A 19190-nucleotide genomic window follows, 5' to 3' on the forward strand; every position below is an offset into this window, starting at 1 on the left:
ATTTCGCGGCCGGTATACGCGCCTCGTTCGCCTCGTGCGAAGGGATTTTTGGCTTTCGGCGAAGATTTGCGAGATTTTTTGCCGGTTGTGATCACGGCCTCAAAAAGCGTGATCACAAACATGCGCCGCGTAAGATTCTGTTAGCGTCTCACGTCGAAAGAATCAGCGCGCTGCCGCTGCGCGAGGCAGATTGCGAAGCTCGGGAAAAGACAAAGGCCCCGGCGCTTTCGCGACCGGGGCCCGGAATGATCTGGGCCCGGATGGGCCCGCCAGGGCTTATGCCAGGCTGCCGTCGATGCCCTTGCAGGCTTCAACCAGGCCGTTCACCGCGGCGACCGACTTGTCGAACATCTCTTGCTCTTCCTTGTTGAGCTTGATGTTCACGATCTTCTCGATGCCGCCGGCGCCGATCACGGTGGGCACGCCCACGTACATGTCTTTCAGGCCGAACTCGCCGTCGCAATAGGCGGCGCAGGGCAGGACGCGCTTCTGGTCCTTGAGGTAGGCTTCCGCCATCTCGATCGCCGATGTCGCGGGCGCGTAGAAGGCCGAGCCGGTCTTCAGCAGGCCGACGATCTCGGCGCCGCCGTCACGGGTGCGCTGCACGATGGCGTCCAGCTTATCCTGCGTGGTCCAGCCCATCTCGACCAGGTCGGGCAGCGGGATGCCGGCGACGGTGGAGTAGCGGACGGAGGGGACCATGGTGTCGCCGTGGCCGCCGAGCACGAAGGCGGTGACGTCCTTCATCGACACGTCGAATTCGACGGCCAGGAAGTGACGGAAGCGCGCCGAGTCGAGCACGCCTGCCATGCCGCAGACCTTGTGCGCGGGCAGGCCCGAGAACTTCTGCAGCGCCCAGACCATCGCGTCGAGCGGGTTGGTGATGCAGATGACGAATGCGTCAGGAGCGTTTTCCTTGATGCCTTCGCCGACCGATTTCATGACCTTGAGGTTGATGCCCAGCAGGTCGTCGCGGCTCATGCCCGGCTTGCGCGGCACACCGGCGGTGACGATGCAGACGTCTGCGCCCGCGATGTCGGCGTAGTCCTGGGTGCCCTTGAGCTTCGCGTCAAAGCCTTCCGAGGGGCCGGATTCCGCGATGTCGAGCGCTTTGCCTTCCGGGGTGCCTTCCGAGATATCGAAGAGCACGACGTCGCCGAGTTCCTTCAGGGCCGCGAGATGTGCAAGCGTGCCGCCAATCTGTCCCGCGCCGATGAGGGCAATCTTGGGTCTGGCCATGGATCTGTTCTCCGCTCCATTTGTGAAGTCCGCCGCTTGCGTAAGGTCTCTGCCGCCGACGCGCAAGGGCGCTGCAGGGCAGCATCACGGAAGCTCGATTGCTGACCACGCGGCATGGTTGCGATAAATGTATTAATTTTCAATGTAATGCGCTCTGTATGCGAGGGTATGCGTTCCGCGCGTGACGAGCGTCGCCGTGGTCGAAAGCGCTGCAACCTCTGGGCGCAAAATGCCGCATTCACGGGCAGCCGGGCGATTCTGCTTCCGCGGCGAGGCGCCAAGAGCGCTCCGGGTCAGCCTCGCCCGTTGCGTTTTGTGAGGTAGGTCTCGAGTTGCACCAATGCGTCATGGATCAGCACTGCGAAGAGGCCGACGATCAGCCCGCCCTGAAGCACGAAGGCGGTGTTGCTGGTGAGAAGCCCGGCGATGATCACCTCGCCGAGGGTGCGCGCAGCGACCGTCGAGCCGATTGTTGCCGTTCCGAGGGCGATGACCACCGACAGGCGGATGCCGCCGAGGATCACCGGCATGGCCAGCGGCAGCTCGACCCGCCAGAGTCTCTGCCAGCGGTCAAGGCCAAGCCCGCGTGCGGCCTCCATCGTGGCGGCGGGCAGGGTCGAGAGGCCGGTCATCGCGTTCTCGAAGATCGGCAGCAAGCCGTAGAGGAAAAGCGCCACCAGCGTGGGCCCGGCGCCGAAGCCGAGCGCCGGGACCGCAAGGGCCAGAACCGCGACCGGCGGGAATGTCTGGCCGACGTTGGTGATCGTGCGCGACAGCGGGCGGAAAGCGGCACCGGCGGGGCGGGTGACCAGGATCGCCAGCGTCACCGCCACCAGCGTCGCGGCAACAGAGGCCACTGCCACGAGGCCGAGGTGGCTCAGGGACAGGGACAGAAGCGAACTCCGGGTGTAGATCACCGGCCCCTTCTCCGGCGCGAAGGGCGCGAAAACAGAGGTGAATGCCTCGGGCTTCAGGACCAGCGCCAGCAGCAGCGCGATCAGCGCCACGCGCAGGATCATACCCGGTTTCACGCGTGGCGCTCCGCCCGTGCGCGGATCGCCGCGAGGGTGACGCGCCCGGCGGGAACGCCGTCGCGCTGGATGGGGATCGCTTCGCGCCCGGTCCAGAGGCAGGCGGAGAGGGCTTCGCGCAGGCTGGCGTCGGCGGCAAGGGACGGACCCTCGGCGGGGCCGGTCTCGATCAGCTCGGAGACCGGGATGAGCGAGAGCAGCCGCATGGGCCGCTCGGCGTCTCCCACCATATCCGCAACGAAGGGGGTCGCGGGCTCTGCGATGATCTCCTCCGGGGGGCCGTATTGCACCAGCCTGCCGCCATCCATCACCGCGATGCGGTCGCCGAGGCGGATCGCCTCGTCCATGTCGTGGGTGACCAGCAGGATGGTCGAGCCGAGCTTGCGCTGGATCGTGCGAAGATCCTCCTGCGCGCGGGTGCGGATGATCGGATCGAGCGCGCCGAAGGGTTCGTCCATCAGCAAAAGGTCGGGCCGCGAGGCAAGAGCGCGCGCGACCCCGACGCGCTGCTGCTGTCCGCCCGAGAGCTCTAGCGGCAGGCGGTTGCGGAAAGCGGCGGGCTCCATGCCGAAGAGAGTCAGCAATTCGTCCACCCGCGCGGCGATCTTTTCCTCGGGCCAGCCCAGAAGCTCGGGCACCGCGCCGATGTTGCGCGCCACGCTGTGATGGGGAAACAGGCCGTGGCCCTGGATGGCGTAACCGATGCGGCGGCGCAGCAGGTGCGGTTTGACCGTATGGGTCGGCTCGCCGTTGATGCGGATCTCGCCGGAGGTCGGTTCGACCAGGCGATTGATCATCCGCAAGAGCGTGGTCTTGCCCGAGCCGGAGGTGCCGACAAGCACCGTGATCGTGCCGGTCTCGGCGGTGAGCGAGACGGTATCGACGGCGCGGGTGCTGCCGTAGAGCTTGGTGATCCGGTCGATCTCGATCATGGCAGGGGCTCCGGGATGCGGCGGGCAAGGTCGACGAGGATGTCCATGACGATCGCCGCGACAAGGGCCATGACCACGGTCGGCAATGCGCCCAGCAGGATGAGGTCGGTGGCGGTCTGGTTGAGGCCCTGGAAGACGAAGCTGCCGAAGCCGCCGCCTCCGATCAGCCCGGCTATGACCGCTAGTCCGATGTTCTGCACAAGCACAATGCGCAGCCCGGCAAGGATCACCGGCATGGCCAGCGGTAGCTCGACCTTCCACAGCCGCTGCGCGCCGGTCATGCCCATGCCGCGGGCGGCCTCGATGGCGGCCGGAGGCGTGGCTGCCAGCCCGGTGACCGTATTGGCGACCACGGGCAGCAGCGCGTAGAGCACCAGTGCAATGAAGGCGGGGGCGAAGCCGATGCCGGCGATGCCGATGGCCCGTGCTGCCGGGGAGGCGGCGGCCAGCCAGCCGAGGATCGGGATCATGATGCCGAACATGGCGAGCGAGGGGATGGTCTGCAAGAAGCTCAGCACCGGCAGTGCCGCGCCGCGCAGTGCCGCGTTGCGGTGGCAGAGAATGCCGAGCGGGAAGCCGATCGCCGCCGCCGCGCCGAGCGAGCCGAGCGCCAAGGCGAGGTGGCGCAGGGCGGCACTGCGGAAGGCGTTCTTGCGGCTGGTGAATTCCTGCATGACCGAGAGGTCCGAAAGCGTGCCGGACCAAAGCAGCGCCAAGAGCGCGACCAGCATCAGCGCCAGCAGACCGGCGCGGGCGCGTGGGCCGGGGTTCAACTGAGCCAGCGCATCGGCCATCAGCAGCATCAGCACCAGCAGCAGGCACCAGGCCCCTGCCGCGGGAGAGACGCGGGCGAGGTCCCCGGCGCCGTCGAGCTGGGCGCTGGCCCCTTGCACCAGAACAAAGATCAGCCCCGCGAGCCCGAGCAGGCTGCCACCGAGGCGGCGCAGTGGTGCACCGGCGGGGATGCCAAGGGCAAGACCGGCGGCAAGCGCGACACCGCCTGCAATCACCGAGCCCGATGGGGCACAGTCCCAGAACATGAGCCCTTCGCCTGCAACGATGCGGTTGGCGCGCAGGGTGAGAAAGGGCAGGGCAAGCGCTGCCAGCGCCAACGCCGCGAAAAGCAGGCCAGGCGGTGAGAGGGACCGCCCGCGCTCTGCGCCCGGGTCGGAGGCAGCGGGGATCAGTCCAGCACTCCGGTCTTGGTAAGATAGTCACGGGCCACGGCATCGGCGGGTTCACCGCCAACCTGAATGCGGCCGTTGAGCTCCTGCAGGGTCTCCATGGAGAGGCCTTCGAAGATCGGGTTCAACACTTCGGGGATCGAGGGGTATTCCTCGAGGACCGCGTCGCGGACGATGGGGGTGGGCTCGTAGACCGGCTGCACGCCCTTGTCGTCCTTCATGACCTTGAGGCCGGTCGCGCCGACGCCGCCGTCGGTGCCGTAGACCATCGCCGCATTTACCCCCGAGGTGCCGCGCGCCGCGGCCTGGATCGTCGCGGCGGTGTCGCCGCCCGACAGGATCACGGTCTGGTCGTCGGTCAGGGCAAACCCATAGGTCTCTTGCATCGCAGGCAGCACCGCGGGGGAAGAGACGAACTCGGTGGAGGCGGCGAGCTTCACATCGCCCCCGCCCGCGACCCAGCTTCCGAAATCGCTCATCGTGTCGAGGCTGTTCTCCTCGGCGACGGGGCCGGTCACGGCTATGGCCCAGGTGTTGTTCGCCGGGGCCGAGCTGAGCCAGGTGATACCGTTCTCTGCGTCCAGCTCCTTGGCGCGGTCATGGGCGGCGGCGGCATCCTTCCACAGGTCGGCGTCGGCCTCGTTGAAGAAGAAGGCGGCGTTGCCGGTATACTCGGGGTAGATGTCGATCTGGTCGGCGAGGATCGCCTCGCGCACGACCTGCGTGCCGCCGAGCTGCAGGCGCCGCTCGACCGGTAGGCCGGCATCTTCGAGCGCTAGGGCGATCATGTTGCCAAGCAGCCCACCCTCGGTGTCGATTTTCGACGAGACGGTGATGTCGGCCTGTGCGGTGCCCGCGAGGCCAGCGGCAAGGCTGGCGGCAAATATAAGTCGGCAAGTCATGGCGCGTACGGCTCCCTTCCGTTGCGACCTGTCACCTGTGACAGAGTTCCGCATAAAACTTAGAAGGGCAGGGGCGGACGCCAAGTTTTTTGGTCCTCTTTTCGCAAAGAGTGGCCGCGGCGCGGCTTCAGGCGTCGGTTTCCTCTGCCGCGGGGCTTTCGGCGAGGGTTTCGAAGGCGAGACCGCTGGCGACGAGACAGGTGATGCTATTCGTGGTCGTGACGGTGATCGTCCAGCTGCCGGTCTCGTCCGAGGCGAAGAGTTCCATCACGGCGTTGTTGTTGCCAAGTCCGATGGAGTGGCGTGTCTCTCCGTATTTTTCCGCCAGCCGTGCAATCACGATGTCCCGCGGTGCACAGGCTTGGCTCTGGGCGGTCGCCGGCGCAGGCAGCACGGCGATGCCCGCGCACAGAAGCACGGCAAGGCGCGGCGGCGTCAGTCTTCTGGGGGCGGGGCCGCGCTGGGCTGTCGCAGGGTCTGACCTCATCATCATTGCCTTTGCGTTGAGGCGGCGGAGCTTGGTGCCGCTAGGTTGCATGGCGGGTTTTGCGCGGGCGGAAGATCGCGCTTCGTTCCCCTGCCTGGCGCCCTTCTGCGTGGTGTCGTTGCGGTGTCTTCGAGCCTGCAGGGCAAGTCCGAAGGATTGGTTAAGTATGCGCGCACGGCTAAAATCCGCCGCAAAACCGCGCCGGTCCCGACGGATTCTTCTGCGCCGCGGCGCAAAGTGGCTTGCAGTTTTCGGAAAAGAACGGCATCACTTGCGCAACTTTATTGCTCGACGGAGGACGGCATGGAATTCGCGCTTCGGCCCTATCGCTCGGTACTTTACATCCCCGGCTCGAAGGATCGGGCGCTCGACAAGGCGCGCGGCCTAGCGGTCGACGCGCTCATTTTCGACCTCGAGGACGCCGTTGCCCCGGCCGAAAAGGCAGCCGCGCGCGAGACGCTGGCGGCTGCGCTGGGCGTGGGCGGCTACGGCAAACGGACGCGGATCGTGCGGATCAACGGCCTCGACACGGACTGGGGCGAAGCGGATGCGCGGGCCGCCGACGGCATGGATTGCGATGCGGTCCTGTTGCCCAAGGTCGAGGACCCGGTGCAGCTCGACGCGCTTGCGGCGCTCACCGACAAGCCCCTCTGGGCCATGATGGAAACGCCGAAAGCCATGCTCAACGCGCAGGCGATCGCTGCGCATCCCAGGCTGGCGGGCATGGTCATGGGCACCAATGATCTGGCCAAGGAACTGAACTCGCGCTTCCGCGCTGACCGGCTGCCGATGCTGACCTCCTTGCAGCTCTGCCTGCTGGCGGCCAAGGCGGCGGGCTGCGTGATCGTCGACGGTGTCTACAATGCCTTCAAGGACGACGAAGGCCTCAGGGCCGAATGCGACCAGGGACGCGACATTGGCTTTGACGGCAAGACCTTGATCCACCCGGCGCAGGTCGAGATCGCCAATGCCGCCTTTGCCCCCTCCGAGGGGGAGATCGCGCTGGCGCGGCGGCAGATCCACGCCTTCGAGCAAGCGGAGGCGGCGGGGCAGGGAGTTGCCGTCGTTGACGGCAAGATCGTGGAGAACCTGCACGTGGTGACAGCGAAATCGGTGCTGGCCAAGGCCGACGCCATTGCCGCCATGGGGGCTTGAGGGCAGGGTCGGGTCAGGTTCGGCAACAGGAGATCCCCAATGCTGCTTCTGATTCTAGGCGTCGCGCTCTTTTGGGCGGCGCATCTGTTCAAGCGCTTCGCTCCCGAGGCGCGCGCGAAGATGGGCAGCGCGGGCAAGGGCGCGGTCGCGCTCGCCCTGCTTGTCAGCGTGCTCTTGATGATCTTCGGCTACCGCATGGCCGATGGAACTTTCTTCTATGGGCGCACCCCGGCCACGGTGGGGATCAACAACCTGCTGATGCTGGCGGCGCTCTATTTCACCTCGCCCGGGCCGAAGAAAGGGGCGCTTTTCTACAAGATGCGCCACCCGATGCTCACCGGCTTCCTGCTTTGGGCCATCGCGCACCTCATGGTGAATGGCGACACGCCCTCCTTCGTGCTGTTCGGCGGGCTCGGCATCTGGGCGCTGGTCGAGATGAGCACGATCAACCGCACCGAGCCCGAGTGGACTCCGCCCGCGAAGGGCGAGATCAAGAAGGACCTGATCTTCGTCGCGGCGAGCGTTGTGCTGCTCTTCGTGATCGGTGCGATCCACACTTGGCTCGGCTATCCCACCTTTGGATGACAACTACCGGAAATGACCAAATGAAAATCTACCGACTGCTGACCGAGGACGACACCTCGGCCTTCTGCCACAAGGTGTCCGAGGCCCTGAGCAAGGGCTGGGAGCTCTACGGCAGCCCGACCTATGCCTTCGATGCGGCCAACGGCGTGATGCGCTGCGGCCAGGCCGTAACCAAGGACATCGACACGCCCTACACGCCGGACATGAAACTGGGAGCCCAGTGATGGCCAAGACCAACCCCGGGCGCTTCTTCGAGGATTACCGCATCGGCCAGGTCATCGACCACGCCGTGCCGCGCACCGTTTCGGGCGGGGAAAGGGCGCTCTACCACGCGCTCTACCCGGCCCGGCATGCGCTCTATTCCTCGGACGAGTTCGCCCGGAGCGTTGGTCTGCCCTCGGCGCCGCTGGACGATCTGGCGGCGTTCCACCTCGTCTTCGGCAAGACCGTGCCGGACGTGTCGCTGAACGCGGTCGCCAACCTCGGCTATGCCGAGGGGCGTTGGCTGAAGCCGGTCTATGCTGGCGACACGCTGCGGTCCTCGTCCGAGGTGATCGGGCTCAAGCAGAATTCCAACGGCAAGTCGGGTGTCGTCTACGTGCGCACGCGCGGCACCAACCAGCGCGGCGAGACCGTGCTGGAGTACTGCCGCTGGGTGATGGTGCGGAAAAGGGACCTGGACGCCCCTGCGCCCGAGACGGTCCTGCCCGACCTGAAGAAGGTGCTCGCCCCCGAGGATCTGGTGATCCCCGAGGGGCTGGACTTCAGCAATTACGATTTCACCCTCGCCGGAGAAACGCACCGCTGGGGTGACTATGCGGTCGGCGAGCAGATTGACCACGTCGACGGGGTGACCGTCGAGGAGGCCGAGCACATGCTCGCCACCCGTCTCTGGCAGAACACCGCCAAGGTGCATTTCGACGCCACCCAGCGCGAGGACGGCAAGCGGCTGATCTACGGCGGCCATGTCATTTCGCTGGCCCGCGCGCTCAGCTTCAACGGGCTTGCAAACGCGCAGATGATCGTCGGCCTGAACGGCGGCGCACATGCAAACCCTTGTTTTGCAGGGGATACCGTCCGGGTCTGGTCCGAGGTCCTGGACAGGGCAGAGACGGCAGTGCCGGGTGTCGGGGCGCTGCGTCTGCGACTTGTCGCCACCAAGGGCGGCGCGCCCTTCGTGCTCAGGGACGCGGAGGGGAAATACCTGCCCGATGTGCTGCTCGACCTCGATTACTGGGCGCTGATCCCGCGCTGATCTGACGCAGGGTCGGCCGGCGGCGCGAAGGTTGAGTCGCCTCGCTGCGGTGCGGAAATCCGACTTAAACGCTTAGGAATAAGGTATCTCTGCGGAGAAACCCGTTAGCGTCGAAAATGTGATCACGCTTTTTCAAGTGTGATCACGTATTGCGATCATTTTTTGGAATTGGGTGGAAAAAACACGCCCAAGCCCCGTGCAGCCGCGTGACAGGGCGGGGCAAGAGGCGCTAGAAACCGGCCACAAGGGAACCGAAAAGGACAAGCCATGGCTGAAGAGAACCGGATCCAGCGCCCGCTCTCCCCCTTCATGATCGGGCCGTATTACCGACCGCAGCTCACCTCCATGAGCTCCATCCTCACCCGCATCACCGGCAACGCGATGATCGTCGCGGTCTTCCTCATCGTCTGGTGGCTGCTCGCTCTGGCCTCGGGGCCGGAGGCATTCGCCACCGCCGAATGGTGGATCACCAGCTGGGTGGGCAACCTCGTGATGTTCCTCTCGCTCTGGGGCATCTGGTACCACTACCTCGCCGGTCTTCGGCACCTGATCTTCGACGCGGGCAAGGGGCTCGACATTCCGACTGCCGAGAAGCTCGGCTGGATCTGCGTCTACGGCTCGGTGGTTCTGACCATCCTGTCCGTGATCATTTTCTGGATCTGAGGGAGACGACAGACATGCGTTACCTGACCGACCGCAAGCGCGCCGTTGGCAAGGGCTCGGCCCATTCCGGCGCGGAACACCACTGGCACATGATCGTCAGCGCCGTCGCGCTTGCCTTCATGGTTCCGACCTTCCTCTTCATCTTCGGCAACGCCCTCGGCTCCGGCTACGAGGCCGCGCTGGCGACCTTCCAGAAGCCCTTCGTGGCGATCCTGACCGGCCTCGTGCTGGTTGTCGGCCTGCAGCACTTCCAAAAGGGCGCCCGCATCATGCTCGAGGATTACACCTCGGGGAGCGCGCGCAAGCTGCTGATCATGCTGGTCATCGGCCTGTGCTGGGCGCTGACCGCTGCCGGCCTCTTTGCGCTCGCCAAGATTGCCCTCTGAGAGAAAGACTGAAAGATGGCTGCATACGAATACGAGACGCATGACTATGACGTTGTGGTTGTGGGGGCCGGCGGCGCCGGTCTGCGCGCCACCCTCGGCATGGCAGAGCAGGGCCTGCGTACCGCCTGCGTGACCAAGGTTTTCCCGACCCGCTCGCACACCGTTGCGGCGCAGGGCGGCATCGCCGCCTCGCTGGCGAACATGGGCCCGGACAACTGGCAGTGGCACATGTACGACACGGTGAAGGGGTCCGACTGGCTCGGCGACACCGACGCGATGGAATACCTCGCCCGTTCGGCCCCCGCCGCGGTCTACGAGCTCGAGCACTACGGCGTGCCCTTCTCGCGCACCGAGGAAGGCAAGATCTACCAGCGCCCCTTCGGCGGCCACACCACCGAGTTCGGTGAAGGCCCCGCCGTGCAGCGCACCTGCGCCGCGGCCGACCGCACCGGCCACGCCATCCTGCACACGCTCTATGGCCAGTCGCTGAAGAACAACGCCGAGTTCTACATCGAGTATTTCGCCATCGACCTGCTGATGGAAGACGGCGTCTGCAAGGGCGTGCTGTGCTGGAAGCTCGACGACGGCACCTTCCACGTCTTCAACGCCAAGATGGTCGTGCTGGCCACCGGCGGCTACGGCCGGGCATACTTCTCGGCCACCTCGGCGCACACCTGCACCGGTGACGGCGGCGGCATGGTGGCCCGTGCGGGTCTGCCGCTGCAGGACATGGAGTTCGTGCAGTTCCACCCGACCGGCATCTACGGCTCGGGCTGCCTGATCACCGAGGGTGCCCGCGGTGAAGGCGGCTACCTGACCAACAAGGACGGCGAGCGGTTCATGGAGCGCTATGCGCCCCAGTACAAGGACCTCGCGCCCCGCGACTACGTCTCGCGCTGCATGACCATGGAAATCCGCGACGGCCGCGGCGTGGGCGAGCATGGCGACCACATCCACCTGAACCTCTCGCACCTGCCCAAGGAAGCGCTCGCCGAGCGTCTGCCGGGCATCTCGGAAAGCGCGAAGATCTTCGCCGGTGTGGACGTGACCAAAGAGCCGATCCCGGTTCTGCCGACCGTGCACTACAACATGGGCGGCATTCCCACGAACTACTGGGGCGAGGTGCTGAACCCGACCGCCGAGAACCAGAATGCCGTCGTTCCGGGCCTGATGGCCGTGGGCGAGGCGGGCTGCGCCTCGGTGCACGGGGCGAACCGCCTTGGCTCGAATTCGCTGATCGACCTCGTGGTCTTCGGTCGCGCCGCCGCGATCCGCGCCGGCGAGGTGGTGGACCGTGCGGGGGCCGTGCCGACCGCGCCGAAATCGCAGATCGACAAGGCCTTCGACCGTTTCGACGGCGTGCGCAACGCTTCGGGCGCGATCCCGACCGCCGATCTGCGGCTCGAGATGCAGCGCACCATGCAGGCTGACGCTGCGGTGTTCCGCGCCTCCGAGACGCTGAAGGAAGGCAAGGAAAAGATGACCGAGATCGCCGGCAAGATGGGCGACATCAAGGTCACCGACCGCTCGCTGATCTGGAACTCGGACCTGATGGAAAGCCTCGAGCTGACCAACCTGATGCCGAATGCCATCGCGACCATCGTCGGTGCCGAGGCGCGCCACGAGAGCCGTGGTGCCCATGCGCACGAAGACTTCGCGAACCGCGATGACGAGAACTGGCGCGTTCACACCATCAGCCGCGTCGAGGGCAACAAGGTCGAACTCAGCTACCGCCCGGTGGTTGTCGACCCGCTGACCACCGAAGCCGAAGGCGGCATCTCGCTGAAGAAGATCGCGCCCAAGGCGCGGACGTTCTGATGCGGATCGCACTCGGCCTCGTCCTCGTGCTGGCGGCCTGTTCGGTCCAGACGCAAGACCAGATTGCGCGGCAGGCCGCGAAATCCACGGTCGCCCGCGTCGTGGCCGACAAGTATCCGGGCCTGCCGGTGGAACCGGCGCTGGATTGCGTGATCGACAATGCGTCCTCCACGCAAATCTACGCGCTGGCCGCCGACAGCGTCACCGGGCCGACCGCGAGCACCGTCGAGGTGGTTTCCGACATCGTCTCGAAGCCCGAGACCCTGACCTGCCTGGCAGCCGAGGGGCTGCCGGCCCTCATCCGATAGGAGAGCGACATGGTTCAATTGACACTTCCCAAGAACTCCAAGATCCGCACCGGCAAGACCTGGCCGAAGCCCGAGGGCGCGACCAACGTGCGGGCGTTCAAGATCTACCGCTGGAACCCCGATGACGGTGAGAACCCGCGGGTCGACACCTACTTCCTCGACATGGACAAATGCGGTCCGATGGTCCTGGACGCGCTGATCAAGATCAAGAACGAGATCGACCCGACGCTGACCTTCCGCCGCTCCTGCCGCGAGGGCATCTGCGGTTCCTGCGCGATGAACATCGACGGGATCAACACGCTGGCCTGCATCTACGGCCTCGACGAGGTCAAGGGCGACGTGAAGATCTACCCGCTGCCGCACATGCCGGTGGTGAAGGACCTGATCCCCGACCTGACGCATTTCTACGCGCAGCACGCCTCGATCATGCCCTGGCTGGAGACCAAGACGAACCGTCCCCAGAAAGAATGGCGGCAGTCGATCGAGGACCGCAAGAAGCTCGACGGTCTTTACGAGTGCGTCATGTGCGCGTCGTGCTCGACCGCCTGCCCGAGCTACTGGTGGAACTCCGACCGCTACCTCGGCCCGGCCGCGCTGCTGCACGCCTACCGCTGGATCATCGACAGCCGCGACGAAGCGACCGGCGAGCGCCTCGACAACCTCGAGGATCCGTTCAAGCTCTACCGCTGCCACACCATCATGAACTGCGCCAAGACCTGCCCCAAGGGTCTGAACCCGGCCAAGGCAATTGCGGAAATCAAGCGCATGATGCTGAATCGCCACGTCTGATCCGCGCCGCGCGATCTGTTGCTAGCGCCGTCTCCGAAAGGGGGCGGCGCTTTCCGTTTCGCGCTGCATGGCCGACGGTTGCGCTGTGCGCAGAGCGTGGTTGCAGGATCGGCGGGTGTGCCGCGGTGCAGAAAGCCCTATGTAGGGACCCGGACGGGAGGAGATCGAGAGATCAAGGATGGACGCTATGATCAGCACTGCAGCTAAGACCGAGACCACCGCCCGTGAAGCCCTCGACGCGCTCGAGCAGGCGTTTGCCTACTACCAGCCCGAACCCGTGCTCGTGCATGTCGCACATAAGGATGTGACCGCCGATCTGGGCACGCTGGACTACTACCGCGCCGCCTGAGGCTGGCCGCCGATGGCAGGATGCGCTAGGGTCCGGCCCATGCGCAACCTCCCCTGCACAGGACCGACCGATCGAGGCCCCCGGTGATTTTCGCGGGGGTCTTTGTCGTTGCGGTGGTTCTGCTGCTGGTCTTCAATTATCGGCACGGTGACACCCGGCTGTGCCGTTGGCGCGAGCGCCGAGGCGCAGGGGACAGCACCTGGACCTGCGTGCACTGCGGGGCCACCGCGCAGGGACCGAGGGGCGAGACGCCGCGGGTCTGCCAGCGCACCGGACACGCGCGCTAACCCGGAGCTGGCGTCGAGGGGGCTCCGCCCCCGTCCGCTGCGCGGACTCCCCCGGCGTATTTGGAAAGAGAAGAAGGGCGGGGCTTGCGTGCGTTGCGCGCGTGGGGTCATCTGACGGCAAAGAGGAGCCAAGACATGACCCAAGCCCCCGAAGATGCGGATTCACGCCGCGCGGTTGCGCCGGTGATCTGCTATCCCACCGACACCCTGCCGGAAGCAGACATGGCGCTCTACGCCGCGGCTCTGGCCGGCGCGGAACTGGTCGAGACCGTGGTGGCCGCGCCGCGCGATGCCTGCAGCTTTCGGGTGCCGGCGGGCGGCTTTTTCCGCATCCGAAGCGTCGAGGCACCGCAGGTGGGCGATCTCAACCTGTGGAACGCGAACGACCTGTCGGAGCGCTTCTACTCGGGCAAGACGCGGGCGTTGCACGGCACCCACCTGAGCACCGGCGAGCGGATGTGGTCTTGCTTCCCGCATCTGCGCCCGATGGCGACCATCGTCGAAGACAGCCTCGACTGGTATGGGATCGACGAATTCGGCGGGTCGGTGCACGACGTGATCGGCACGCGCTGCGATCCCCACACGCACCACCTGCTGAGCGGCGCGCAGTACCATCATTGCTGCCACTCCAACCTGACGCGCGCGCTGGCCGAAGCCACGGGGCTTTCCGCCGAGGCGGCGGCGCGCGAGGTGCATGATGTGCTGAACGTCTTCATGTGCACCGGTTTCACCCGCGACACCGGCCAATACTTCATGAAAGCCAGCCCGGTGCGTCCGGGAGACCATCTGACCTTCTTTGCAGAGATCGACCTGCTGGGCGCGTTGAGCGCCTGTCCGGGCGGCGACTGCGGCAGTGAGCACAGCTCGGACGTGGCGCGTTGCGCGCCGCTGGAGGTGGACATCCTGCGGGCGCCGGACGCGCTTCTGGCGGGTTGGCACGCACCCGCGCGCAATGGCTACGACGGCAGCCACGGGATGTGAGGGAGTGAGCACTTGCAGGGTGAGCGGGGCTTCTGCCCCGCCCTCCTGTCAGGCGAAGGCGGCTTCGAGCGCGACCTCGACCATCTCGGCGAAGGACCTCTGCCGGTCTTCGGCCGGCAGCGCCTCGTGGGTGAGGAGGTGGTCCGAGACCGTGAGCACGGCCAGCGCGCGCACCCCGTGGCGGGCGGCGAGGTTGTAGAGCTCGGCGGCTTCCATTTCGACGCCGAGAATGCCGTGCCGGGTCATGATCTCGTTGAGGTCGGGGCGCTCGTCGTAGAAGACGTCGGCGGAATAGATCCCGCCAACATGCGTGGTCGCGCCGATCCGCGCGGCGGCGTCGGCGGCTGCGCGCAACAGGCCGTAGTCGGCACAGGGCGCGAAGTTCAATTCGCGGAAGATCCCGCGGGAGGGGGTCGACAGGCTGCTTGCCGTCATCGCGAGGATGACATCGCGCACCGCGACGCTTTCCTGCATCGCGCCGCAGGAGCCGATGCGGATCAGGGTCTTCGCCCCGTAGTCCCGGATCAGCTCGTTGGCGTAGATGGACAGGCTGGGCATCCCCATGCCGGAGCCATGCACGGACACGCGGTGCCCTTTCCAGGACCCCGTGAAACCATACATGCCGCGCACCCGGTTGACGCATTCTGCGTTGTCCAGAAACGTTTCCGCCACCCATTCCGCGCGCAGCGGATCTCCGGGCATCAGCACCGTTTCGGCGATATCGCCGGGTTTTGCTCCGATATGGACCGTCATCAGAGGGCGAGGTCCTCGATCGACTTGCCGTCTTCGAGCGCGTCAATCACCCAGTTCGGCTTGCGGCCACGCCCGGTCCAGGTTTGCGCCGGATCCGCCGGATTGGCGTATTTCGGTGCGCCCTTGGAGCCCTTGGTGCCGCCGGCTGCAATGATTTCGTCGAGCGAGTATCCGAATTGCTTGGCGACTTGCTCGGCTGCGCGCTTTGCTTCGGCCTTGCGGCGCGCGTCTATTGTAACCAGAGCTTTCTCTACGTCAGCCTGCAGCTGCTTCAACTCGTCTTTTGACAGGGTATCAAGGTCAATATTCACGATAGTCTCCGTTTTCTGTGCCATAAAAATTCGGCAATCGGAGCATTTCTGCAAGGCATGGCTTTGTGTCAATTGAACTTTTCGCGTATTTCCGCTGGCGGCTGTCCACCTGTAACGTGAACAGCCGTATCTTTTTGCAACCCATGCGCGGATTGACGCTTATTGCGCGGCCGCACGGGCCGGATCGGCAAGGGAGACAATGTCTTTCATGATCTCGTTCAGTTCGAAATCCTTGGGTGTGTAGACCCTTGCAACTCCCAGTGCTTTCAGCGCCTTGGCATCTTCATCCGGGATGATGCCGCCGACAACGACGGGGATATGCTCCAGGCCTTCGGCATGCATCCGCTGCATCATATCCTCGATCAAGGGAATGTGACTGCCGGAGAGAATGGAAAGCCCCACCACATGCGCACCGTTTTTAGCCTGGCCGACTATCTGCTCCGGGGTCAGGCGGATTCCCTCATATTCTATTTCCATGCCGCAGTCGCGGGCACGAAAGGCGATCTGCTCGGCGCCGTTGGAATGGCCGTCGAGACCGGGTTTGCCGACCAGAAAGCGCAGGCGGCGCCCAAGCCGGTCACTGACCGCATCCACCGCGGCGCGCAGTTCGTCCAGGCCTTCGGTGCGGTTCGAGACTCCCTTGGCCACTCCGGTGGGGCCGCGATACTCGCCGTGCACGGCGCGCATCTGATGCGCCCATTCTCCGGTGGTCACCCCGGCTTTTGCGCAGATGATCGAGGCAGGCATGACATTTGCACCCGAAGCTGCCGCGGCGCGCAATTCGGCGAGCGCCGCTTCAACCGCGGCGGCGTCTCGGGCTAAGCGCCACTGCTCGAGGCGCGCGATTTGCTCGGCTTCGACCGCGGGGTCCACGAGCATGATGCCGCCGTCTTCGCCAACCAGCGGAGACCGCTCGGCCTCGGTCCATCGATTCACGCCGACCACGGTTGTCTCATTGCGCTCGATTCTACCGAGCCGGTCCGCATTCGCATCGACGAGCCGCGATTTCATGTAGTCGATCGCGCCAATGGCGCCGCCCATAGAGCCGATATTCGCCAGTTCAGCGCGCGCGCCGTCCTTCAGCGCCGCGACCTTTCGGTCCACCGCCGGATTGCCATCGAACAGGTCGTCGAATTCCAGAAGGTCGGTCTCGTAGGCGAGGATCTGCTGCATCCGCATCGACCATTGCTGGTCCCAGGGACGTGGCAACCCAAGCGCTTCGTTCCAGGCCGGCAATTGCACGGCGCGGGCGCGGGCGTTTTTCGACAGTGTCACTGCCAGCATCTCAATGAGAATACGGTAGACATTGTTTTCCGGCTGTTGCTCGGTCAGACCAAGGCTGTTGACCTGCACTCCGTAGCGAAAGCGGCGGTATTTCGGATCCGTGACGCCGTAGCGCTCCTGCAGGATTTCATCCCAAAGGTCGACAAAGGCGCGCATCTTGCACATTTCTGTAACAAATCGGATGCCGGCATTGACGAAAAAGCTGATGCGTCCGCAGAGCGCGGGGAAATCCTCGGCGGCAACGCGGCCTTTCAACTCGTCGAGAACATCGCAGGCTGTCGCAAGGGCAAAGGCCAGTTCCTGTTCGGGCGTCGCGCCGGCCTCCTGCAGGTGGTAGGAGCAGACATTCATCGGATTCCACTTGGGAACATGCGTGTAGCAATATTCCGCCACGTCCCCGATCATCTTCAATGACGGTTTCGGCGGGCAGATATAGGTGCCGCGGCTGAGATATTCCTTGATCAGATCGTTCTGCACGGTGCCCTGCAGCTGCGCGGTGTCGGCTCCCTGTTCCTCGGCCACCGCGATGTAGAGCGCCAGCAGCCAAGGGGCGGTGGCGTTGATCGTCATCGAGGTGTTCATCTGTTCCAGCGGGATCTGGTCGAAAAGTGCGCGCATGTCGCCCAGGTGGCAGACCGGCACGCCGACCTTGCCGACCTCGCCGCGCGCCAGCACGTGGTCGCTGTCGTAGCCGGTCTGCGTCGGCAGATCGAAGGCCACGGACAGGCCGGTCTGCCCCTTGGCGAGGTTCGCCCGGTAGAGGGCGTTCGAGGCGCTGGCGGTCGAATGGCCGGCATAGGTGCGGATCAGCCAGGGACGGTCGGGCTGGCGCGGGCTGGTGCTGTCTTTCATGTCATCCTCCCTCGGACGGCGCGATTCTTGCGAGCAATCATCTTGCGATTGGATGTGGATAGGAGAAATAAAATGTCTCGTCAATTCGCCGCATCGCGGCGGGCGCGCGTGGCTGCAGTGCAGCGGGCGCAGGTTCGTCCGGATCCCACTATACATGCGTTTGACTGGCTGGGCGCTGAATTTTTCTGCATCCGCGAAGTTATAAAATTTCTCAGGTGTCGCGGTTAGAGTTGCAATATTGCGCGATGGATTGTATTCCGATGGGGAGGAGCCCCGCGATTCTGCACTGCGGCGCGGGCGATGCAGGAGTGAGGAAGGAGGCCATGATGGCGCTCGACAGCAAGACCGAGATCGCGCCCTACAACGCACCGGTGAAGGACCTCTACGAGATCGGCGAGATGCCCCCGCTCGGCCATGTGCCGAAGCAGATGTACGCCTGGGCGATCCGCCGCGAGCGTCATGGCGAGCCCGACACCTCCTTCCAGAAGGAGGTGGTCGACACCTGGGAGATCGACAGCTCGGAAGTGCTGGTCCTCGTGATGGCCGCCGGGGTCAACTACAACGGTGTCTGGGCCGGGCTCGGCGTGCCGATCAGCCCCTTCGACGGGCATGGCGCGCCCTATCATATCGCCGGGTCCGACGCCTCGGGCATCGTCTGGAAGGTGGGCGAGAAGGTCACCCGCTGGAAGGTCGGCGACGAGGTGGTCATCCATTGCAACCAGGACGACGGCGACGACGAGGAGTGCAACGGCGGCGACCCGATGTTCTCGCCCAGCCAGCGCATCTGGGGTTACGAGACCCCGGACGGCAGCTTCGCCCAGTTCACCCGCGTGCAGGCACAGCAACTCATGCCGCGCCCGAAGCACCTGACCTGGGAAGAGAGCGCCTGCTATACGCTGACGCTGGCCACCGCCTACCGGATGCTTTTCGGCCACCACCCGCACGAGCTGAAGCCGGGCCAGAACGTGCTGGTCTGGGGCGCCTCGGGTGGACTCGGCTCCTACGCGATCCAGCTGATCAACACCGCTGGTGCCAATGCGATCGGCGTGATCTCGGACGAGAGCAAGCGCGAGTTCGTCATGTCGATGGGCGCCAAGGGGGTCATCAACCGCAACGAGTTCAAGTGCTGGGGCCAGCTGCCCAAGGTGAACACGCCCGAATACAACGAGTGGCTGAAGGAGGCGCGCAAGTTCGGCAAGGCGATCTGGGACATCACTGGCAAGGGCGTGAGCGTCGACATGGTGTTCGAGCATCCCGGCGAGGCGACCTTCCCGGTCTCGGCGCTGGTCTGCAAGAAGGGGGGCATGGTGGTGATCTGCGCCGGCACCTCCGGCTTCAACTGCACCTTCGACGTGCGCTACATGTGGATGCACCAGAAGCGTTTGCAGGGCTCGCATTTTGCCCATCTCAAGCAGGCCTCGGCGGCGAACAAGCTGATGATCGAGCGCCGTCTTGATCCCTGCATGTCCGAGGTCTTCAGCTGGGAGGAGATCCCGGCGGCGCATGTGAAGATGCTGCGCAACCAGCACAAGCCGGGCAACATGGCGGTGCTGGTGCAGGCCCCGCGGACCGGGCTGCGCACTTTCGAGGACGCGCTGGCAGGCTGAGTGGCGAGGGAGGGGGCGCTGCCCCCTCGGCG

At 65.2% G+C, this 19190-nt stretch carries 21 protein-coding genes; 12 read left to right on the forward strand and 9 right to left on the reverse strand.

The genetic code is table 11. The features are described 5' to 3' along the window. Positions 1 to 276 precede the first annotated feature (276 nt). The 6 genes from mdh to IQ782_RS19670 form a co-directional block, all read right to left on the reverse strand. Complete coding sequence (gene mdh / locus IQ782_RS19645) at positions 277 to 1239, reverse strand: malate dehydrogenase (protein ID WP_194136371.1); 963 nt, start codon at positions 1237 to 1239, stop codon at positions 277 to 279. 293 nt (positions 1240 to 1532) lie between these two features. Then, positions 1533 to 2258 (reverse strand): ABC transporter permease, encoded by a 726-nt coding sequence (locus IQ782_RS19650; protein WP_240989427.1) that lies wholly within the window; start codon positions 2256 to 2258, stop codon positions 1533 to 1535. A gap of 8 nt (positions 2259 to 2266) precedes the next feature. After that, on the reverse strand, positions 2267 to 3202 hold the full coding sequence (locus tag IQ782_RS19655) for an ABC transporter ATP-binding protein (RefSeq protein ID WP_194136373.1): 936 nt from the start codon (positions 3200 to 3202) through the stop codon (positions 2267 to 2269). Then, positions 3199 to 4242, reverse strand: a complete 1044-nt coding sequence (locus IQ782_RS19660; protein WP_240989416.1) for an ABC transporter permease — start codon at positions 4240 to 4242, stop codon at positions 3199 to 3201. The genes IQ782_RS19655 and IQ782_RS19660 overlap by 4 nt, the downstream gene beginning before the upstream one ends. Positions 4243 to 4385: 143 nt before the next feature. After that, a complete protein-coding gene (gene osmF / locus IQ782_RS19665; RefSeq protein ID WP_194136374.1) occupies positions 4386 to 5288 on the reverse strand; it encodes a glycine betaine ABC transporter substrate-binding protein OsmF in 903 nt (300 codons plus the stop codon). 127 nt (positions 5289 to 5415) lie between these two features. Beyond that, positions 5416 to 5775 (reverse strand): hypothetical protein, encoded by a 360-nt coding sequence (locus tag IQ782_RS19670; RefSeq protein ID WP_240989417.1) that lies wholly within the window; start codon positions 5773 to 5775, stop codon positions 5416 to 5418. Between the two features lie 303 nt (positions 5776 to 6078). On the opposite strand from IQ782_RS19670, the gene IQ782_RS19675 reads away from it, so the two are divergent. The 11 genes from IQ782_RS19675 to IQ782_RS19725 all read left to right on the forward strand — a co-directional run bounded on the left by IQ782_RS19675 (position 6079) and on the right by IQ782_RS19725 (position 14351). After that, a complete protein-coding gene (locus IQ782_RS19675) occupies positions 6079 to 6930 on the forward strand; it encodes an HpcH/HpaI aldolase/citrate lyase family protein (RefSeq protein WP_194136375.1) in 852 nt (283 codons plus the stop codon). A 39-nt stretch (positions 6931 to 6969) separates the two neighbouring features. Next, positions 6970 to 7515 (forward strand): NnrU family protein, encoded by a 546-nt coding sequence (locus IQ782_RS19680; protein WP_194136376.1) that lies wholly within the window; start codon positions 6970 to 6972, stop codon positions 7513 to 7515. A 20-nt stretch (positions 7516 to 7535) separates the two neighbouring features. Next, positions 7536 to 7739: a DUF1737 domain-containing protein gene (locus IQ782_RS19685; protein WP_092425002.1), complete on the forward strand. Its 204-nt coding sequence runs from the start codon at positions 7536 to 7538 to the stop codon at positions 7737 to 7739. Continuing rightward, a complete protein-coding gene (locus tag IQ782_RS19690) occupies positions 7739 to 8770 on the forward strand; it encodes a MaoC family dehydratase (RefSeq protein WP_194136377.1) in 1032 nt (343 codons plus the stop codon). The genes IQ782_RS19685 and IQ782_RS19690 overlap by 1 nt, the downstream gene beginning before the upstream one ends. Positions 8771 to 9037: 267 nt before the next feature. Then, the gene (gene sdhC / locus IQ782_RS19695) at positions 9038 to 9433 is read left to right on the forward strand and encodes a succinate dehydrogenase, cytochrome b556 subunit (protein WP_194136378.1); all 396 of its coding nucleotides are present in this window, start codon (positions 9038 to 9040) and stop codon (positions 9431 to 9433) included. A gap of 14 nt (positions 9434 to 9447) precedes the next feature. Further along, positions 9448 to 9819 carry a succinate dehydrogenase, hydrophobic membrane anchor protein gene (gene sdhD, locus IQ782_RS19700; RefSeq protein WP_194136379.1) on the forward strand — a complete coding sequence of 124 codons (372 nt, stop codon included), beginning with the start codon at positions 9448 to 9450 and terminating at the stop codon, positions 9817 to 9819. A gap of 15 nt (positions 9820 to 9834) precedes the next feature. Continuing rightward, positions 9835 to 11637: a succinate dehydrogenase flavoprotein subunit gene (gene sdhA / locus IQ782_RS19705; protein ID WP_194136380.1), complete on the forward strand. Its 1803-nt coding sequence runs from the start codon at positions 9835 to 9837 to the stop codon at positions 11635 to 11637. Beyond that, on the forward strand, positions 11637 to 11945 hold the full coding sequence (locus IQ782_RS19710) for a hypothetical protein (RefSeq protein ID WP_194136381.1): 309 nt from the start codon (positions 11637 to 11639) through the stop codon (positions 11943 to 11945). The genes sdhA and IQ782_RS19710 overlap by 1 nt, the downstream gene beginning before the upstream one ends. A 9-nt stretch (positions 11946 to 11954) precedes the next feature. After that, entirely contained in the window at positions 11955 to 12734 is a 780-nt protein-coding gene (locus tag IQ782_RS19715) for a succinate dehydrogenase iron-sulfur subunit (RefSeq protein ID WP_194136382.1), read from the forward strand. Positions 12735 to 12921: 187 nt separating this feature from the next. Beyond that, on the forward strand, positions 12922 to 13083 hold the full coding sequence (locus IQ782_RS19720) for a hypothetical protein (RefSeq protein ID WP_194136383.1): 162 nt from the start codon (positions 12922 to 12924) through the stop codon (positions 13081 to 13083). Positions 13084 to 13505: 422 nt separating this feature from the next. Beyond that, complete coding sequence (locus tag IQ782_RS19725) at positions 13506 to 14351, forward strand: urea carboxylase-associated family protein (RefSeq protein WP_194136384.1); 846 nt, start codon at positions 13506 to 13508, stop codon at positions 14349 to 14351. A 48-nt stretch (positions 14352 to 14399) separates the two neighbouring features. On the opposite strand, the gene deoD is transcribed toward IQ782_RS19725, so the two are convergent. The 3 genes from deoD to IQ782_RS19740 all read right to left on the reverse strand — a co-directional run bounded on the left by deoD (position 14400) and on the right by IQ782_RS19740 (position 17551). Beyond that, entirely contained in the window at positions 14400 to 15104 is a 705-nt protein-coding gene (deoD, locus tag IQ782_RS19730) for a purine-nucleoside phosphorylase (RefSeq protein WP_194136385.1), read from the reverse strand. Then, on the reverse strand, positions 15104 to 15415 hold the full coding sequence (locus IQ782_RS19735; RefSeq protein ID WP_194136386.1) for an H-NS family nucleoid-associated regulatory protein: 312 nt from the start codon (positions 15413 to 15415) through the stop codon (positions 15104 to 15106). Before IQ782_RS19735 ends, deoD begins: the two co-directional genes overlap by 1 nt. A 159-nt stretch (positions 15416 to 15574) precedes the next feature. Next, positions 15575 to 17551, reverse strand: coding sequence for a protein meaA (locus IQ782_RS19740; RefSeq protein WP_194136441.1), 1977 nt, complete (start codon positions 17549 to 17551; stop codon positions 15575 to 15577). 326 nt (positions 17552 to 17877) lie between these two features. Here IQ782_RS19740 and ccrA point away from each other — a divergent pair, with 326 nt between their 5' ends. Beyond that, entirely contained in the window at positions 17878 to 19158 is a 1281-nt protein-coding gene (gene ccrA, locus IQ782_RS19745) for a crotonyl-CoA carboxylase/reductase (protein ID WP_194136442.1), read from the forward strand. The last annotated feature ends 32 nt before the right edge of the window (positions 19159 to 19190 follow it).

The organism is Salipiger mangrovisoli, assembly GCF_015223355.1.
GTDB lineage: Bacteria > Pseudomonadota > Alphaproteobacteria > Rhodobacterales > Rhodobacteraceae > Salipiger > Salipiger mangrovisoli.

What these genes read in the sequence shown, in the direction of transcription:
- mdh (WP_194136371.1), bottom strand. Translation starts at nt 1,239, where the DNA reads ATGGCCAGACCCAAGATTGCCCTCATCGGCGCGGGACAGATTGGCGGC.
- IQ782_RS19650 (WP_240989427.1), bottom strand. Translation starts at nt 2,258, where the DNA reads ATGATCCTGCGCGTGGCGCTGATCGCGCTGCTGCTGGCGCTGGTCCTG.
- IQ782_RS19655 (WP_194136373.1), bottom strand. Translation starts at nt 3,202, where the DNA reads ATGATCGAGATCGACCGGATCACCAAGCTCTACGGCAGCACCCGCGCC.
- IQ782_RS19660 (WP_240989416.1), bottom strand. Translation starts at nt 4,242, where the DNA reads ATGTTCTGGGACTGTGCCCCATCGGGCTCGGTGATTGCAGGCGGTGTC.
- osmF (WP_194136374.1), bottom strand. Translation starts at nt 5,288, where the DNA reads ATGACTTGCCGACTTATATTTGCCGCCAGCCTTGCCGCTGGCCTCGCG.
- IQ782_RS19670 (WP_240989417.1), bottom strand. Translation starts at nt 5,775, where the DNA reads ATGAGGTCAGACCCTGCGACAGCCCAGCGCGGCCCCGCCCCCAGAAGA.
- IQ782_RS19675 (WP_194136375.1), top strand. Translation starts at nt 6,079, where the DNA reads ATGGAATTCGCGCTTCGGCCCTATCGCTCGGTACTTTACATCCCCGGC.
- IQ782_RS19680 (WP_194136376.1), top strand. Translation starts at nt 6,970, where the DNA reads ATGCTGCTTCTGATTCTAGGCGTCGCGCTCTTTTGGGCGGCGCATCTG.
- IQ782_RS19685 (WP_092425002.1), top strand. Translation starts at nt 7,536, where the DNA reads ATGAAAATCTACCGACTGCTGACCGAGGACGACACCTCGGCCTTCTGC.
- IQ782_RS19690 (WP_194136377.1), top strand. Translation starts at nt 7,739, where the DNA reads ATGGCCAAGACCAACCCCGGGCGCTTCTTCGAGGATTACCGCATCGGC.
- sdhC (WP_194136378.1), top strand. Translation starts at nt 9,038, where the DNA reads ATGGCTGAAGAGAACCGGATCCAGCGCCCGCTCTCCCCCTTCATGATC.
- sdhD (WP_194136379.1), top strand. Translation starts at nt 9,448, where the DNA reads ATGCGTTACCTGACCGACCGCAAGCGCGCCGTTGGCAAGGGCTCGGCC.
- sdhA (WP_194136380.1), top strand. Translation starts at nt 9,835, where the DNA reads ATGGCTGCATACGAATACGAGACGCATGACTATGACGTTGTGGTTGTG.
- IQ782_RS19710 (WP_194136381.1), top strand. Translation starts at nt 11,637, where the DNA reads ATGCGGATCGCACTCGGCCTCGTCCTCGTGCTGGCGGCCTGTTCGGTC.
- IQ782_RS19715 (WP_194136382.1), top strand. Translation starts at nt 11,955, where the DNA reads ATGGTTCAATTGACACTTCCCAAGAACTCCAAGATCCGCACCGGCAAG.
- IQ782_RS19720 (WP_194136383.1), top strand. Translation starts at nt 12,922, where the DNA reads ATGATCAGCACTGCAGCTAAGACCGAGACCACCGCCCGTGAAGCCCTC.
- IQ782_RS19725 (WP_194136384.1), top strand. Translation starts at nt 13,506, where the DNA reads ATGACCCAAGCCCCCGAAGATGCGGATTCACGCCGCGCGGTTGCGCCG.
- deoD (WP_194136385.1), bottom strand. Translation starts at nt 15,104, where the DNA reads ATGACGGTCCATATCGGAGCAAAACCCGGCGATATCGCCGAAACGGTG.
- IQ782_RS19740 (WP_194136441.1), bottom strand. Translation starts at nt 17,551, where the DNA reads ATGAAAGACAGCACCAGCCCGCGCCAGCCCGACCGTCCCTGGCTGATC.
- ccrA (WP_194136442.1), top strand. Translation starts at nt 17,878, where the DNA reads ATGGCGCTCGACAGCAAGACCGAGATCGCGCCCTACAACGCACCGGTG.